Raw genomic sequence first — 15,949 nt, 5'->3', positions numbered from 1 at the left:
TAGCTGTGCTCGCCGCGGCAATCGTGCTCAGCGCCGTGGTGCGCGCTACCCTGATCGACGTTTACTACATCCCCTCGGATTCGATGGAGCCCCTGCTGGATACCGGAGACAGGGTACTGGTCTCCCGAACTGATTATGCCTATGGACCCATCGAGCGGGGCGACCTGGTGGTTTTCGACGGCCGCGGCTCCTTCGCGCCCTTCGACAGCGGGAACCCCGCCTACGTGGACGCGCTGCTTGGGCTGGGGCAATGGTTTGGACTCATCGGCAGCGATACGGTTTACGTCAAGCGGGTCATCGGGCTTCCGGGCGACACAGTGGAATGCTGTGCTCCGGACGGTCGGCTAATGATCAACGGGGAAGCGGTTACTGAAGACTACGTGTATCCCGGAGATGCCCCCAGCGAACAGGAGTTCGCGGTTGAGGTGCCGCACGATAGGTTGTGGTTGATGGGGGACCACCGGTCGATCTCAGCAGATTCGCGTGTACTGCTCGGTGCGCCCGGCGGCGGTATGGTTCCCTTGGAAAGGGTAATCGGCAGGCCGATGGAAATCGTCTGGCCGCTGGAACGGTCCGGCCCGCTGGAGCGGACCGCTCTTGGCATCGATCCCGAAACGGACAAAGGAAAGTGAACATGGAGCAGGCCGCAGGCAAACGGAAAAACCCGGTTCTGGCCTGGCTGCGCGAAATCGCGGTCATTGTGGCGGTAGCCCTGTTGTTGTCGTTCCTGATCAAGACCTTCCTGTTCCGGGCCTTCTACATCCCGTCTACCTCCATGGAAAATACCTTGGAGGTCAACGACCGCATCTTCGTCAATCTGCTGGTGCCCGAGCCGTTCAGCCTCAACCGCGGGGACGTTGTTGTCTTCCAGGACGACCTCAGCTGGCTGCCTCCGGCGGAAACGAACGACGGCGATGGCTGGTTCCAGCAGGCCCTCACCTTTGTTGGGCTGCTGCCGGATAGCTCGCAGCAGCATCTGGTCAAGCGTGTGATCGGTGTCAGCGGCGACCGCGTGGTCTGCTGCGATGCCGACGGGCGGATTACCGTGAACGGTTATCCGCTCAACGAGCCGTACCTGCATCCTGAATCCGACAATGCGCGCCAGCCCTTCGAGGTCGTTGTTCCCGAGGGTAAAATCTGGGTCATGGGGGATAACCGGAACCACTCGGCCGATTCCCGCGAACACCGCGACGAGGAATCCGGTGGATTCATTGACATCGACGCGGTGGAAGGCAGGGCAGCCGTGATCGCCTGGCCGTTGGGCCGGATGGGTGTGCTGGGCAGCTATCCGGAGGTGTTCGACGCCGTCCCGGCGCCTGATGAAGCGAACCCCGGCCAGGAATCGGGCTCAGTGGAGGAAACCGAACCGGCACAGGGGGCCAGCCGATGACGCCGAAGGACGCGCATCTGCGCTTCGAGCGTTCGTTCAAGGCGCAGGGCCACCGGCTGATTGCCGGTGCGGATGAAGTTGGCCGTGGAGCTTTGGCCGGCCCCGTCTCCGTGGGCATGGTCCTGATCGACGCCACCACTGCCAAGGCGCTCAAAGGTGTGCGCGACAGCAAACTGCTCAGCGCCCCGGACCGCGAAGCTCTCGTGCCGGTGATCCGGACCTGGGCCGCCGCCTACGGCGTTGGCCATGCTTCCCCAGCCGAGATTGACAGCCTGGGCCTGATGGCCGCGCTGCGCTTGGCCGGAACCCGCGCCTGGCTGCAGGTGCTCGCCGTAGCCCGGCCGGATGTCGTGATCTTGGACGGTAACTATGACTGGCTCTCGGCACAGCCGCAGGCATCGCTCTTCGATGTATCCGACGGCGCCGGGTGCGACGCGCCAGTGCATACAAAGATCAAGGCCGATTTGCAGTGCCTTAGTGTGGCCGCCGCCAGTGTCCTGGCAAAGGTGGAACGCGACGCAATGATGGTAAAGCTCGCCGACGAGTACCCAGCGTATGGCTGGGAGGCCAACAAAGGCTACGCTACCGGCAGCCACCGCGCGGCCATTCTGGACAAGGGACCTTCAAGCCAGCACAGGCAGAGCTGGCGGCTGACGCCGGACAGCCCGGCCATGGCCGCCGTTGAACTGAGCGGAGCAGGACCGCTCTGACCGGTTCTTCGCCCGCGGTAATCGCCTCCCGTGAGGACCGAAGCCCGGCGGGGAACACAGACCTACCCGAACTGCGAGAAGATGGTGGCATGAGCGCCGAAGATCTTGAGAACTATGAAACGGACATGGAGCTGCAGCTCTATCGCGAATACCGCGACGTTGCGGGTTTGTTCAGCTATGTTGTGGAGACCGAGCGGCGGTTCTACCTGGCCAACCACGTCGATCTGCAGGCCCGCTCCGCCGATGGCGAGATCTACTTTGACCTGACCCTGCAGGATGCCTGGGTCTGGGACATTTACCGCTCGGCACGCTTCGTCAAGAAGGTCCGCGTGCTGACCTTCAAGGACGTGAACATCGAAGAATTGACCAAGACCGATGACCTGACGCTGCCCAAGGACGCAGACCTCGGCAACTAGCGTTTTTCCCGCCTGCCGACGGCCAATGGCCAATGCACTAGTCCTGCACAGCAATCACGGTCAGCAGCAACGTCCACATAAGGGCCGAAGTCCCTGTGTCATGCCGGTCCGTGCCGCCACGCTGGGGGTATGAGAGCCAAAGACAAACTGGGCAAAGACGGCGAAGACCTGGCGGCCAGGTATTTGGAGCAGGCCGGGCAGCGGGTGGTTGACCGCAATTGGCGTTCCGGCACGGGGGAGATCGATATCGTTGCCCTGGAGGGGGCAACGGTTGTCGTTTCCGAGGTCAAGACGCGGCGGAGTCCGGACTACGGGCATCCACTCGAGGCGATTACGCCTGCCAAGGTGCAGCGGCTGCAGATCCTGACCCTGCAATGGCTGCGGGCGCACGGCATGTCGGGCACCGGGTACCGCATCGATGCCGTAGCCATTCTCCATGACGGGCAGACGCCTCCGGTCATTGAGCATGTGAAGGCCGTGGGCTGATGGGACTGGGCAGAACATTCTCCGTGGCACTGGTCGGCCTGTCAGGGCACATCGTTGAGGTTGAAGCCGACATAGGCCAGACCCTCCCGGCATTTGTCCTTCTCGGCTTGCCGGACGCGTCGCTGAACGAGGCGAAGGACCGGATCAAGGCGGCGGCGAAGAACGCCGGAATCCCGTTGAGCCGGCGCAAAATCACCGTGAACCTCATCCCGGCTTCATTGCCGAAGAAGGGCTCGGGCTTTGATCTGGCAATTCTGATGTCCGCCCTGCAGGCAGCCGGTGATGTCCGGCCCAGCGGCGGGACCGTGTTCCTTTCCGAACTGGGACTTGACGGCAGGCTGAGGCCCATCCGGGGAGTATTGCCGGCCGTCATGGCAGCGGTTGATGACGGCCACCCAGAGGTCGTCGTGGCGGCGGCCAATCGGGCGGAAGCGGAACTGGTTCCGGGGGTCAAGGTCCGGAGTTATGGAACTCTGGCCGAATTGCTCCTTGCCTATGGGGCGGATCCGGTCCCGTTGCTGCTTCCGGTGGGAGGGGTAGAGGAAACTCCCACCGGGCGCGAGAGCCCGTCAGCCGGTGAATGCCGCGAACCCGACATGACAGACATCGCAGGCCAGCACGAAGCCAGGACTGCCATGGAGGTTGCGGCTGCCGGCGGGCACCACGTCATGCTCGTCGGTCCGCCCGGGGCCGGTAAGACGATGCTGGCGGAACGTCTGCCCGGTCTGCTGCCGGACCTGCCGGACCACCACGCCATGGAGGTCACGGCGGTTCATTCCCTGAGCAATACAGCCGCCCATTTGACCCAGTTGCTGCGGCGTCCGCCATTTGAGAACCCGCATCACACGGCCACCACTGCTTCCATCATCGGCGGCGGTTCCGGAGTCCCGCGCCCCGGTGCAGCATCCCGGGCACACCGCGGCGTCCTCTTCCTCGATGAGGCGCCTGAATATGACCGCGCCGTACTGGATGCGCTGCGGCAGCCGCTGGAGAGCGGGAACCTGGTGCTCCACCGGGCAGCGGGGACGGCTGCCTATCCTGCCCGCTTCCAGCTGGTGCTGGCGGCAAATCCCTGTCCCTGCGGCATGGCCAGCGGCAAAGGACTGGAGTGCAGCTGCACGCCCATGCAACGCCGCCGGTATTTCGGCAAGTTGTCCAAACCTCTAATAGACCGCATAGATCTTCAGCTGCGGCTCAACCGGCTGTCGCTGGCCGACATGGCCGGCGCCGCGGAGCAGGAAGCAAGCCGTACCGTTGCGGCACGGGTGCGCGAAGCCAGGAGGGCCCAAAGGGAGCGGCTGGCGCGTTGGGGACACGAACTGAATTCTGAGGTTTCAGCCGAGCTGCTCAAGACTGAGCTGCGGCTTTCGCGCACGGCAACGGTTGACCTCGACAAGGCAATGGAGCGCGATGTGCTGACCGGCCGGGGTTATGCCCGGGTGCTCAGGGTGGCCTGGACCATGGCCGATCTGGCGGGTCTGGCGGTTCCCGATCGAGACTGCGTCAGCACAGCGCTGGCTTTCCGCCAACAGGTGGGTGCAGCATGATGACGACGACTACACCGGCCGCCGACCGCAGGGCGCGGGCGGCCTTATCACGGCTCATGGAGCCTTCGGACTGGGTGGGACTCGCCCTTGTCGCGGCCGTTGGCGCCCTGGATGGACTGCGTATCGCTACAGGCGAGGTGAAACCGGGGCCGGAGCTGCAGGCTGAGCTGTACCGCCTGCTGAACCGGGAGCAGTCACGCAGCCAGCAGGGAATGCTTTCCGAAGCCCTGCAGCGCTGGCATCCGCGCATTAAGGATCTGGACCCGGATCGGGACCTGGCCACGATCGATCGCCTTGGCGGGACTGTTCTGGTGCCAGGCGATGAGTCTTGGCCAATGGCACTGGCTGATCTGGAGCTCGCAGAACCGCTGTGCCTGTGGGTCCGCGGGCAACACTCAGGCGGAATTCCTCCAGTAGAACGCACTGTAGCCCTGGTTGGTTCAAGAGACAGCACGAACTACGGCAACTCTGCTACCGGCGACCTGGCAGCAGGCCTGACGCAGAAGGGCTATTGCGTGACTTCCGGAGGTGCCTACGGCATCGACGCCCAGGCGCATCGGTCTGCCCTGGCAGCCGCGGAGCCAGGGCATTGGCCAGCCACCGTTGCCATCATGGCGTGCGGGCTGGACCGCTACTATCCGGCGGGGAATGAGGAACTGCTCCGAACGGTGGCCAGCCGAGGCCTGCTGCTCTCCGAGCTTCCGCCGGGCGCCGCACCCACTCGCTGGAGGTTCCTCCAGCGCAACCGTTTAATCGCCGCGCTGGCCGGTACCACGGTAGTCGTAGAAGCCCGGTGGCGCTCGGGTGCGCTGAACACGGCGCACCATGCTGCTGGACTTGGCCGTCCGGTCGGCGCAGTGCCGGGCTCCATTTACTCGGCGAACTCTGCGGGCACCCACCGGCTGCTGCGGGACGGCAGCGCAGTCTGCGTAACCGACGCTGCGGAAGTCGCTGAACTGGCGGGACCCCTTGATGCAGGGGCAGCCGGAGAGCAGCAGGCGCCGCTCTCCGATCATGACGGTCTCAGCGTGGAGGACTTGCTCCTGCTGGACGCACTGCCTGTGAGGCAGGGAACCACGGTCGAGAAGCTTTCGGCTGTAGCCGGGTTGCCCATGAGGGCGGTGCTGGCGGGGCTCGGCCGGCTGGAGATCATGTCCCTTGCCCAGCAGGATTCGTCGGGCTGGCGGCGGCAACGGCGGGGCTGAATGCTGGGTGGTCCTAGCTTCCTAAATCCTGCCGAAGCCTAACGTGTGGCGTCTTGAGTTCGAGACCGGGATCGAGCACAGTGGAACGATGAATGCTCGTGAGACGCCGGAAGCTGCATTGAGCCGGCCATGGCCGGAAAACTTCAGCTCAGCGTTCAGCGGGTTTGAAAAGTACCTGACTGCCGAACGTGCCCATTCGGAACACACCACACGTGCCTATCTCGCCGACCTCCATCAGCTCTTCAACTTCGCGGCGGGCAACTCCATAACTGATTTACGTGGACTCAGTCTGCTGACTTTACGTGCTTGGCTGGGCACCATGAATGCCGACGGACTGGCCCGGTCCAGCATCGCCCGCCGTGCCGCGGCCGCCCGAATGTTTACCGCGTGGGCCCTCCGCGAAGAGCTGATCGGAAGCGATCCTGCAGTGCGCTTGCAGGCCCCCAAACGCCAACGGACGCTGCCCCACGTCCTGCAGCGGCGCCAAGTGGAACAACTCTTCTTGACGCTGTCCGAGGAAGCGGCCGAGGGGCAGCCCGTTCCGCTGCGCGACCGTGCGCTGATCGAACTTCTCTACGCCACAGGAATTCGTGTAGGGGAGTTAGCCGGACTGGACATTGACGACCTTGACCAGGACCGCAGGCTGGTACGCGTGCTGGGTAAGGGCAATAAGGAGCGCGCTGTTCCCTATGGCGTTCCTGCCGCTACTGCGTTGGACGACTGGCTTCGCCGCGGTCGGGGAGCGCTGGCCACGGATGCCAGCGGTCCGGCGCTGTTTCTGGGCCGCCGGGGAAAACGGATCGACCAGCGGCAGGTGCGGGACGTTTCCGCACGCCTGTTTGCCGGACTGGGCGACACCGCCGCCACCAGCCCGCACGCATTGCGCCACAGTACCGCCACCCATCTGCTCGACGGTGGCGCGGACCTCCGCGCCGTCCAGGAGATTCTTGGCCATGAGTCCCTGGCGACTACACAGATCTATACCCATGTATCGGTGGATCGCCTGCGAGCAAGCTATAAGCAGGCACATCCACGCGCCTAATGCGGCCGGTGAATGGCAACTCGGTAGTTACGCTGGCGGAATTCCCGGACATGCGGCAGAATGAGTCACATAATCCATCGGGTTGACGAAATACTGATAGATGTATCGTCGAATCAACCTGAGCAATAGCAGCGTCGGAATCAGATAACTGTCCGTGGGCTGAAGGTCGTTGGGGAAGACGTACCTACAGCAAATTGGAGGATGGGATGTCTGTTGTGATGACGCGTGGTGTGCTGTTTGTGCATTCGGCGCCTACAGCGCTATGCCCCCACATCGAGTGGGCCGTCGGATCCGTCGTGGACAAGCGAACGGATCTTGACTGGACCCCACAACCTGCTGCGCCCGGAATGTTCCGGGCCGAACTCTCGTGGATTGGTCCACAGGGGACAGGTTCTATGCTGGCGTCCGCCTTGCGCGGCTGGGCCCACCTGCGTTATGAGGTGACAGAAGAGCCGAGCCCCGGCGTCGACGGGGGCCGCTGGTCGCATACGCCCGAACTCGGCATATTCCACGCGGCAACAGACGTCCATGGCAACATCATGGTTTCGGAAGACCGCATCCGCTACGCCTACGAGACGGGCGCCGGTGATCCGGCAGCTGTGTACCACGAGCTCTCCTTGGCGCTGGGCGAGGCTTGGGATGAAGAGCTGGAACCCTTCCGGCATGCAGCCGAGGGCGCGCCCGTCCGGTGGCTTCACCAAGTCGGCTGACGCTCCTGCATCAAGCGTCTTCGCCGCTCATCCAACATCAAAGCAAAGGAGAGGCTGCCCAGCGAACCGCTGGGCAGCCTCTCCTTTGCTAATCTACGGCAGGAACTCCTGTTCCCGTACGGTCAGGCGTTCCGGAACACGACGACGGCGTTGTGTCCGCCGAAACCGAAGGAGTTGTTCAGCGCCACAATGTCGCCGCTGGGCAAATCCCGGGCGGAGGTCACGACGTCCAGCGGGATCTCCGGATCCTGGTTATCGAGGTTGATGGTCACAGGTGCCTTGCGTTCGTACACGGCAAGAGCCGTCATGACAGATTCGACGGCGCCCGAGGCACCCAAGAGATGTCCGGTCTGTGACTTGGTTGCCGAGACCGAGACATTGTCCACCTGATTGCCCAGGGCAGCCTTGAGTGCCGTGTACTCGGGCTTGTCGCCGACCGGAGTGGAGGTGGCATGAGCGTTGACATGGACCACGTCTACGGCCTGGGCGCGGGCGTCAAACATAGCTGCCTTGAGCGCCCGGGTGGCTCCAAGGCCTTCCGGATCCGGGGCCGTGATGTGGTACGCATCGGCGGTGACTCCGGAGCCGGCGAGTTCGGCGTAAATACGGGCGCCGCGGGCCAGGGCATGTTCCTCGGCCTCGAGGACGAGCGCGCCGGCTCCTTCGCCCATGACGAATCCGTCGCGGTCCACATCGTATGGCCGTGAGGCGTGCTCAGGGTCGTCGTTGCGCTTGGAGAGCGCCTGCATGGCGCTGAAGGCGGCAATCGGCATGGCATGGATGGCAGCTTCGGCGCCGCCGGTCATGACGACGTCGGCCTTGCCAGCGCGGATGAGATCAACGCCCATGGCGATGGCCTCGGTGCCTGAGGCGCACGCGGAAACAGGAGTGTGGGCGCCGGCGCGGGCACCCAGATCCATGCTCACCGCTGCTGACGGGCCGTTGGGCATCAGCATGGGCACAGTCATCGGCAGGACCCGGCGGGGCCCCTTTTCCCGGAGGGTGTCCCAGGCATCCAGAAGTGTCCAGACGCCGCCGATACCCGTAGCGAAAGCCACGGCCAGCCGGTCGTGGTCGATATCCTCGATGCCCGAGTCCTTCCAGGCTTCACGGGAGGCGACCACGGCGAACTGCGTGGAGGGATCCATTCGCTTGGCCTCGACGCGGGTCAGCACTTCGTCCGGCTTGTTCGAGGCCCGACAGGCAAAGGTCACGGGGAGCTCGTAGCGGGCTACCCAATCGTCTTCAAGGGTGCGGGCGCCTGACACGCCCTTGAGAGCGTTCTTCCACATCGTGGGGACGTCGCCGCCGATGGGCGTGGTGGCGCCAAGGCCGGTGATGACTACTTTGCGTGCCATTTACTTATTCTCTCCAAGGGTGTGGGGCAAAAAATGCAAGAGTCGGCGGCCGGACCGATTTCCATCCGGCCGCCGGTCCCTGTGAAGGGAAAACTTACGCCTGGGCGTTGGCGATGAAGTCCACGGCGTCGCCAACGGTCTTGAGGTTCTTGACCTCTTCATCGGGAATGCGGACGCCGAACTTTTCCTCAGCGTTGACGACGATCGTCATCATGGAGATGGAGTCGATGTCCAGATCGTCGGTGAAGGACTTGTCCAGTTCGACAGCCTCCGGAGCGAGGCCGGTTTCCTCGTTAACGATTTCGGCCAGGCCTGCCAGGATTTCTTCGTTGCTAGCCATTGAAGGCTCCTTTTCTTATGGTGCCGGCACGGTGTCCGGCCGGGGTTGTCAAACCGCTGAATACGGCTTGGAATGGAAAACTGTTCACATGCAGGGGAAAATGCAGCGGAACGACTGCGATACTACGGCAGAACGATGACCTGTGCACCGAAGACCAGCCCCGCGCCGAAGCCGATCTGCAACGCCAAGCCTCCGCTGAGCTGGGGGTTTTCCTGCAGCAGCCGGTGCGCGGCCAGTGGGATGGACGCCGCGGACGTGTTCCCGGCATCTGCGATGTCGCGGGCGACCGCGACACTTTCCGGAAGCTTGAGCTGCTTGATCATCTCGTCGATGATGCGCATATTCGCCTGGTGCGGGACGAACGCGGCCAGCTCTTCCGGCTTGACCCCGGCCTCGTCCAAGGCGCGTTTGGCAACCTTCGCCATCTCCCACACGGCCCAGCGGAAGACCGACTGTCCGTCCTGCCGCAAGGTGGGCCACAGCTTCTTGCCGTCCTCGGTCCGTTCTGCGGCAGCTGCGGAGAGAGAACCCGCGGCCTCTGCCGCCAAGGACAGCTCCCGCACGTCGTTCAGCGAATGGGTCATGCCGATGACGTCCCATTTGCTCCCGTCCGAGCCCCAGACCGACGGTCCGATGCCGGGTGTGTCGGACGGGCCGATAACAACGGCGCCTGCACCGTCACCGAGCAGGAAGGAGATGGTCCGTTCGGAGTTGTCGATCACATCCGAGAGCTTTTCAGCTCCTACCACCAGAACGTATTCGGCCGCGCCGGAACGGACCAGGGCGTCGCCCTGGGCAATGCCGTAGCAGTAGCCGGCGCAGGCAGCGGAAATATCGAATGCCGGCGCGGGCGTTGCCCCCAGCCGGTCTGCCAGGGCTGCAGCGGCCGACGGCGTGGCGTACGGGTGCGAGACTGTCGAGACGATGACGGCCCCGAGCTGGGAGGCTTCGATGCCGGCCTTCTGGAGTGCTTCATTGGCAGCGCCCTCGGCCATGTCCACAACGGAGGTGTCCGCCCCGGCCCGGTGGCGCGTCACAATTCCGGTCCGCTGGCGGATCCATTCGTCCGATGACTCAATCCACTGGCAGACATCGTCGTTCGTGACGATGACATCGGGCCGGAAGGCTCCCATACCGAGGATGCGGGAATGTTCGCGCAGTGGGGACTGGCGCATGACGGGGGTGCTCACTGGTGGATGTCTCCAGACTTATGTTCATTGATAAGGGCGGCGCCGGCCGGTGTCTGCTGTGTATGTTCGGCGATGAAGGCACGGGCCTGCTCGAGCTGATCAGGGGATTTCAGGGCCATTGTAGCGACACCCTTCATGCCACGCTTCGCCAGCCCCGTCAGCGTGCCCGCTGGCGGCAGTTCGAGCAGGCCGGTCACGCCAACGGAGAGCAGTTCTTCCATGCACAGATCCCAGCGGACGGGCCTGGAGACCTGGGCGATCAGACTGTCCAGGTTCTGCTCGCCGCCCGCAACCGGTTCGCCGTCGTAGTTGGATAGCAGCGTCAGTGCCGGAGAGGCAGGGGAAAGCTGCGGACGAAGCCCTTCCAAGACACCGACGGCGGGCGCCATGTGTTCGGTATGGAATGCGCCGGCCACCTTCAGCGGGATGACACGGGCCTTGGCCGGAGGGTTATCCGCCAGCTTCTGGAGTTGGTCAAAGGTGCCGGCTGCCACGATCTGCCCGCCGCCGTTCGCGTTCGCGGGCGTGAGCCCGGCGGCGTCGATAGCTGCGAGGACTTCCGCCTCGTCTCCGCCGAGCACTGCACTCATGCCTGTCGGCGTCTGGGCCGCGGCCTGGGCCATCGCGTTGGCGCGTTCGCGGACAAAGGCCATCGCATCGTTTTCCGTTAGGGCGCCGGCTATGGCCGAGGCCGTAATTTCACCGACAGAGTGTCCGGCCACAACCGTGGAAAGATCCAGCGGCTCGTCCGCCGTCAGTGACCTGGCCGCCATGAGGCCGGCCGCGACGATCAACGGCTGGGCGACGGCTGTATCTTTGATGGTCTCTTCGTCGGAAGTGGTTCCGTGGGCTACGAGGTCCAGCTTCGCAATGTCGCTGAGCAAGCTCAGATGCTCAGCGACGCCGGGGACGTCTAGCCAAGGGGAGAGGAATCCTGGGGTCTGGGAGCCCTGGCCCGGGCAGACAATTGCAAGCACTTATCCAGCTTTCCAAAGAGGTTGGGTTTCTTAGGGTGTTTTGGCAAACGAAGCTCGCCTGATCCCTTTGTAGGAAGTCTACAAGGACAGGTTGTTACTGCCGAGTAGGCGCCCGCTCTTGGGCGGGCCGCGCCGCGGCCACCAGGCGGCCAACAACGAGGGCTGTTTGCAGAACGAACGCCTCGCGGGGGAGCAGTGGATCCCAGCCAGTCACGTCGCACACTCTCCGCAGACGGTACCGCACGGTGTTGGCGTGGACGAAGAGTTCCCTGGCGGTCGCCTCCAGGGAATGGCCGAGGGACAGGTAGCTGGAGAGCGTTTCGCTGAGTCCGTTTCCGGCGTTGACCAGCGGCACGTAGATGTACTTGTACAGGTCGCGGCGTGCGGCGTCGTCTCCCGACATAACACGTTCGGGCCACAGATCGTTTGCCGCCACAGGACGTGGCGCACCTGGCCATGCCCTTGCGGCCGAGAGGCCGGCGAAAGCTGCCTGCGCCGACATGCTTGCGTCTACCAATGATTTGGTTTCCGGTCCATAGACAACGGGGCCGGGGCCGAACAGTTCGCTGAGCCGGATGAAGGCTGAGCCCTGGTCGGAGATGCCGCCAAGTACCAGAATCAGCCTCTCGCCCTGGATCCCCACCAAGGTATCGTCGGCAAACCGTGAACTGGCCCGGCGTATTTCGGTGACGAAGGACGGGCTCGGTTCAGGCGGGGAGCTGCCGACCATGACGGTAATCCTGCCGGCGGATTTCCAACCGACGGCGGCGATACGAGAACGCAAGGCGTCCGAGCTCTCGCCACGCAGGATGGCGTCGACGACAAGCGCCTCCAGCCTTGTGTCCCAAGCACCACGGGTCTCGGCGGCACGCGCATAGACGTCCGCGGCGGCGAAGGCCACCTCCCGGGAGTACCTCAGGACTGCCTCACGCAGCGATGCTTCGTCGCTGCCGCCGGCCAAGTCGCTGACCTGGTCCTCCACGGCTTCAACGACCACCCGGATCAACTGCAGGGCGCGTTGCAGGCTGATTGACCGGGTAAGTTCGGTCGGAGCCGTACCGAAAACGTCGTTCATGACCCAGGCAGGCGATGCCGGACGTTCATACCAGGTCACGAAGGAGGCGATACCTTTTTGTGCAACCAAGCCCAGCGCGGCCCGCTCGTCGGGACGAAGGCTGCGGTACCAGGGCAGCTCGCTTTCCAGCCGCTTGAGCGTCGTGGTAGACAATGCGCCGATCTTAGACCTGAGCCGGTCAAGGGTGGCTGCGGTAGCTGGCGGCTGCTTGCTTGAGGACGGTCTGGCGCCGCGAGCCGTGCTCTTCGGCGACGCTTGCGGGGCCGGGGTTGCGGCGTTGGTCCGGGGCTGGGGCATGCCTTGAGCATACGCACTTGGCGGCCTGTGCTCCATTCGCTCTTTTGTGTGGTTCCTACTAAAAAGGCGGGAACTGTTCCCGAGCCCGACGCGGGTCGGGGAGATAAAAAAGCAGCGGGCACCCCTTCCGGAGGTCCCGCTGCTTTTCCACTCATGCCGCTTGGTCAGGAATCGCCGCCGGCGTTTCCTGACGTACCGGCCGTGACGTCGTTGAGCTTGTACCGGTCGAAGGCTTCCTTGGGAGCGTTCTGGTCCACCTCACCGCGGCGGGCGAGCATTTCCAGAGCGCGGACGACGATCGAGTGGCTGTCGATCTTGAAGAACCGACGGGCAGCTGCACGGGTGTCGGAGAAGCCGAAGCCATCCGCACCGAGTGTGGCGAACTCATTGGGCAGGAACTGGCGGATCTGGTCCGGCACCGCCTTCATGTAGTCGCTCACGGCAACAATGGGCCCGGTGGCGCCCTCAAGCTGTCCCGTGACAAACGGCTTGCGCGGCTCGGAGCCGGGGTTCACGAAGGCTTCTTCCTCTGCCGCCAGGCCATCCCTGCGCAACTCGGTCCAGGAAGTGACGGACCATACGTCGGCGGAGACGCCCCATTCGTCGGCGAGGATCTGCTGCGCCTCAAGCGCCCAGGGTACCGAGACACCGGAAGCCAGCAGTTGGGTCCTGGGACCGTCAACCTTGGCCGGCGCCAGCAGGTAGATGCCCTTGAGCAGACCTTCGACGTCGAGCTCTTCGGGCTCTGCCGGCTGCAGGATCGGCTCGTTGTAGACCGTCAGGTAGTACATGACGTTCGGATCCTTGGAATCGGGTCCATACATGCGCTCCAGGCCGGACTTCATGATGTGTCCGATTTCGTAGCCGTACGCGGGATCGTAGGTGACGACCGCCGGGTTGGTCGAAGCGAGCAGCGGCGAATGGCCGTCTGCGTGCTGCAGGCCTTCTCCGGTGAGCGTGGTCCTGCCGGCCGTGGCGCCGATGATGAAGCCTCGGGTCATCTGGTCCCCGGCGGCCCAGAAGGAATCACCGGTGCGCTGGAAACCGAACATCGAGTAGAAGATGTAGATCGGAATCAGCGGCTCGCCGTGGGTGGCATAGGCGGTTCCTGCAGCTGTGAAGGCGGCGGTGGAACCGGCCTCGTTGATGCCCGCGTGTAGGATCTGCCCGGAAATGGACTCCTTGTAGGCCAAGACCAGATCGCGGTCCACGGACAGGTAGTTCTGGCCCTTGGGGTTGTAGATTTTCGACGTCGGGAAGAACGAGTCCATGCCGAAGGTACGGGCTTCGTCCGGCACAATCGGGACAACCCGCTTGCCGAAGTCCTTGTCCCGCATCAGATCCTTCAGCAGACGCACGAAAGCCATCGTGGTCGCAGCCATCTGCTTGCCGGAGCCGCGCTTGGCAACCTCGTAGGCCTTGTCGTCAGGCAGATGGATCGGCTCCGCAGTGTTCCGCCGCTCGGGCACGTAACCGCCCAGAGCCTTGCGCCGCTCCTGCAGGTACTGGATCTCGGGGGAGTCCTGTCCTGGATGGTAGTACGGCGGCCGGTACGGGTCGGCTTCGAGCTGCTCGTCGCTGATCGGGATCCGCAGGTGGTCGCGGAACTGCTTCAGATCATCCAGAGTCAGTTTCTTCATCTGGTGGGTCGCATTGCGGCCCTCGAAGTGGGTGCCCAGGCCGTAGCCCTTGACGGTGTGCGCCAGGATGACCGTCGGCTTGCCCTCGAACTCGGTGGCAGCCTTGTAGGCGGCGTAGACCTTGTGGTAGTCGTGGCCACCGCGCTTGAGGTTCCAGATCTCTTCATCGGAAAGGTGGGACACCATTTCCTTGGTCTGCGGAGTCTTGCCGAAGAAGTGCTCGCGGACGAAGCCGCCGGACTCGGCCTTGTAGGTCTGGTAGTCGCCGTCCGGGGTTTCGTTCATGACGCCTACCAGGGCGCCGTCCTTGTCGGCGGCCAGCAGGGGATCCCACTCACGGCCCCAAACAACCTTGATGACATTCCAGCCGGCGCCGCGGAAGAACGCTTCGAGTTCCTGCATGATCTTGCCGTTGCCGCGTACCGGGCCATCAAGGCGCTGGAGGTTGCAGTTGATGACAAAGGTGAGGTTGTCGAGGTTTTCGTTGGCGGCCAGCTGGAGCAGGCCGCGGCTTTCCGGCTCGTCCATTTCGCCGTCGCCGAGGAAGGCCCAGACGTGCTGGTCCGATGTGTCTTTGATGCCGCGGTTGTGCAGGTAGCGGTTGGACTGCGCCTGGTAGATGGCGTTCATCGGGCCGATACCCATGGAGACCGTCGGGAACTCCCAGAATTCCGGCATCAGCCGGGGGTGTGGGTAGGACGAGAGCGCATGTCCGGCCTTGGACTTCTCCTGCCGGAAACCGTCCAGGTCCTCTTCGCTCATGCGGCCTTCGAGGAAGGCACGGGCATACATGCCTGGGGAAGCGTGTCCCTGGAAGAAGACGTGGTCGCCGCCGCCGGGGTGGTCCTTGCCGCGGAAGAAGTGGTTAAGCCCGACTTCATACAGGGTGGCCGCGCCGGCGTAGGTAGAGATATGACCGCCGACGCCGATGTCGGGCCGCTGCGCGCGGTGCACCAGCACCGCGGCATTCCAGCGCAACCAGGCCCGGTACTTGCGTTCGATTTCTTCCTTGCCCGGGAACGCAGGTTCCTGGTCGGCGGGAATGGTGTTGACATAGTCCGTGGTGGTGACCATGGGCACGCCGACGCTCTGGGCGCCCGCTCGTTGCAGCAGGGAGCGCATGATGAACTGTGCGCGCTCGGTGCCTTGGGACTGAATCAGCTGGTCCAGCGATTCGATCCATTCCGCGGTTTCCTCAGGATCGCGGTCCGGGAGCTGGTGTGTCAGCCCGCTCAGGATGTGCGAGGTATCTTCTCCTGCGCTCACGTCCAACCTCTCTTATGTGCAGATTGTGTCTGCGCCGTGCATGGTCAAGCGTCCCGGCCGCGCTTACGGCGGGCAATGTCTCCGGCTTCAAGCGGAAGCATTGGTCGCTGAATCCCGGCGCAGTCCGGTTTGGACGCGCGCGGATATTCTTCGTGCAACTCTAGCCGCTCATAGTCCCATAGCGTAGCCGCGGGGCTGCCCGTGAACCCGTTGATTACGCGGTGGAACGACGCACTATCACAATTGCGGCAGGGGCTGCCTTTTTCACACCGGACGCGGCGGCTGGCTTGATGCATCCGC

General features: G+C 63.9%; 15 protein-coding genes. 9 read left to right on the top strand and 6 right to left on the bottom strand.

What is annotated here, in order from left to right; genetic code table 11:
* Positions 1–5: 5 nt before the first annotated feature.
* The 9 genes from lepB (AC3A4M_RS12070) (at position 6) to AC3A4M_RS12030 (ending at position 7,506) form a co-directional block, all read left to right on the top strand.
* Positions 6–632 carry a signal peptidase I gene (gene lepB, locus AC3A4M_RS12070; RefSeq protein WP_498731657.1) on the top strand — a complete coding sequence of 209 codons (627 nt, stop codon included), beginning with the start codon at positions 6–8 and terminating at the stop codon, positions 630–632.
* Positions 633–634: 2 nt separating this feature from the next.
* Positions 635–1,390, top strand: coding sequence for a signal peptidase I (lepB, locus tag AC3A4M_RS12065; RefSeq protein ID WP_498735944.1), 756 nt, complete (start codon positions 635–637; stop codon positions 1,388–1,390).
* Positions 1,387–2,100, top strand: a complete 714-nt coding sequence (gene rnhB, locus AC3A4M_RS12060) for a ribonuclease HII (RefSeq protein WP_498735943.1) — start codon at positions 1,387–1,389, stop codon at positions 2,098–2,100. Before lepB (AC3A4M_RS12065) ends, rnhB begins: the two co-directional genes overlap by 4 nt.
* 89 nt (positions 2,101–2,189) lie before the next feature.
* On the top strand, positions 2,190–2,516 hold the full coding sequence (locus tag AC3A4M_RS12055; RefSeq protein ID WP_074702055.1) for a DUF2469 domain-containing protein: 327 nt from the start codon (positions 2,190–2,192) through the stop codon (positions 2,514–2,516).
* 129 nt (positions 2,517–2,645) lie between these two features.
* Positions 2,646–3,002 carry a YraN family protein gene (locus AC3A4M_RS12050; protein ID WP_264668384.1) on the top strand — a complete coding sequence of 119 codons (357 nt, stop codon included), beginning with the start codon at positions 2,646–2,648 and terminating at the stop codon, positions 3,000–3,002.
* Complete coding sequence (locus AC3A4M_RS12045) at positions 3,002–4,549, top strand: YifB family Mg chelatase-like AAA ATPase (RefSeq protein WP_498735942.1); 1,548 nt, start codon at positions 3,002–3,004, stop codon at positions 4,547–4,549. Before AC3A4M_RS12050 ends, AC3A4M_RS12045 begins: the two co-directional genes overlap by 1 nt.
* Positions 4,549–5,754, top strand: a complete 1,206-nt coding sequence (locus AC3A4M_RS12040; protein WP_498735980.1) for a DNA-processing protein DprA — start codon at positions 4,549–4,551, stop codon at positions 5,752–5,754. Before AC3A4M_RS12045 ends, AC3A4M_RS12040 begins: the two co-directional genes overlap by 1 nt.
* An 88-nt stretch (positions 5,755–5,842) precedes the next feature.
* A complete protein-coding gene (locus AC3A4M_RS12035) occupies positions 5,843–6,796 on the top strand; it encodes a tyrosine recombinase (protein WP_498735941.1) in 954 nt (317 codons plus the stop codon).
* Between the two features lie 206 nt (positions 6,797–7,002).
* The gene (locus tag AC3A4M_RS12030; protein ID WP_074702062.1) at positions 7,003–7,506 is read left to right on the top strand and encodes a DUF3145 domain-containing protein; all 504 of its coding nucleotides are present in this window, start codon (positions 7,003–7,005) and stop codon (positions 7,504–7,506) included.
* Positions 7,507–7,628: 122 nt separating this feature from the next.
* Here AC3A4M_RS12030 and fabF read toward each other — a convergent pair whose 3' ends face one another.
* From fabF to aceE, 6 genes are all read right to left on the bottom strand, one after another.
* On the bottom strand, positions 7,629–8,864 hold the full coding sequence (fabF, locus tag AC3A4M_RS12025; RefSeq protein WP_498731619.1) for a beta-ketoacyl-ACP synthase II: 1,236 nt from the start codon (positions 8,862–8,864) through the stop codon (positions 7,629–7,631).
* Positions 8,865–8,958: 94 nt separating this feature from the next.
* On the bottom strand, positions 8,959–9,204 hold the full coding sequence (locus AC3A4M_RS12020) for an acyl carrier protein (RefSeq protein WP_074702064.1): 246 nt from the start codon (positions 9,202–9,204) through the stop codon (positions 8,959–8,961).
* Positions 9,205–9,326: 122 nt separating this feature from the next.
* Positions 9,327–10,379 (bottom strand): beta-ketoacyl-ACP synthase III, encoded by a 1,053-nt coding sequence (locus AC3A4M_RS12015; RefSeq protein WP_498735979.1) that lies wholly within the window; start codon positions 10,377–10,379, stop codon positions 9,327–9,329.
* 11 nt (positions 10,380–10,390) lie between these two features.
* Complete coding sequence (locus AC3A4M_RS12010) at positions 10,391–11,371, bottom strand: ACP S-malonyltransferase (protein WP_498735940.1); 981 nt, start codon at positions 11,369–11,371, stop codon at positions 10,391–10,393.
* Between the two features lie 94 nt (positions 11,372–11,465).
* The gene (locus AC3A4M_RS12005) at positions 11,466–12,743 is read right to left on the bottom strand and encodes a PucR family transcriptional regulator (protein WP_498735939.1); all 1,278 of its coding nucleotides are present in this window, start codon (positions 12,741–12,743) and stop codon (positions 11,466–11,468) included.
* Positions 12,744–12,907: 164 nt separating this feature from the next.
* Positions 12,908–15,649, bottom strand: coding sequence for a pyruvate dehydrogenase (acetyl-transferring), homodimeric type (gene aceE, locus AC3A4M_RS12000; RefSeq protein ID WP_498735938.1), 2,742 nt, complete (start codon positions 15,647–15,649; stop codon positions 12,908–12,910).
* Positions 15,650–15,949 lie beyond the last annotated feature (300 nt).

The organism is Arthrobacter sp. Soil_C_60, assembly GCF_057656375.1.
Note: the sequence above shows the minus strand (reverse complement) of the source record. Positions and strands in the feature narration are given on the sequence as shown.

Excerpts from the sequence above, each read along its gene's own strand:
- rnhB (WP_498735943.1), top strand. The coding sequence starts at position 1,387 with ATGACGCCGAAGGACGCGCATCTGCGCTTCGAGCGTTCGTTCAAGGCG.
- AC3A4M_RS12020 (WP_074702064.1), bottom strand. The coding sequence starts at position 9,204 with ATGGCTAGCAACGAAGAAATCCTGGCAGGCCTGGCCGAAATCGTTAAC.
- AC3A4M_RS12005 (WP_498735939.1), bottom strand. The coding sequence starts at position 12,743 with ATGCCCCAGCCCCGGACCAACGCCGCAACCCCGGCCCCGCAAGCGTCG.
- AC3A4M_RS12055 (WP_074702055.1), top strand. The coding sequence starts at position 2,190 with ATGAGCGCCGAAGATCTTGAGAACTATGAAACGGACATGGAGCTGCAG.
- AC3A4M_RS12045 (WP_498735942.1), top strand. The coding sequence starts at position 3,002 with ATGGGACTGGGCAGAACATTCTCCGTGGCACTGGTCGGCCTGTCAGGG.
- AC3A4M_RS12050 (WP_264668384.1), top strand. The coding sequence starts at position 2,646 with ATGAGAGCCAAAGACAAACTGGGCAAAGACGGCGAAGACCTGGCGGCC.
- lepB (WP_498735944.1), top strand. The coding sequence starts at position 635 with ATGGAGCAGGCCGCAGGCAAACGGAAAAACCCGGTTCTGGCCTGGCTG.
- AC3A4M_RS12040 (WP_498735980.1), top strand. The coding sequence starts at position 4,549 with ATGACGACGACTACACCGGCCGCCGACCGCAGGGCGCGGGCGGCCTTA.
- AC3A4M_RS12035 (WP_498735941.1), top strand. The coding sequence starts at position 5,843 with ATGAATGCTCGTGAGACGCCGGAAGCTGCATTGAGCCGGCCATGGCCG.
- AC3A4M_RS12030 (WP_074702062.1), top strand. The coding sequence starts at position 7,003 with ATGTCTGTTGTGATGACGCGTGGTGTGCTGTTTGTGCATTCGGCGCCT.
- fabF (WP_498731619.1), bottom strand. The coding sequence starts at position 8,864 with ATGGCACGCAAAGTAGTCATCACCGGCCTTGGCGCCACCACGCCCATC.
- AC3A4M_RS12015 (WP_498735979.1), bottom strand. The coding sequence starts at position 10,379 with ATGCGCCAGTCCCCACTGCGCGAACATTCCCGCATCCTCGGTATGGGA.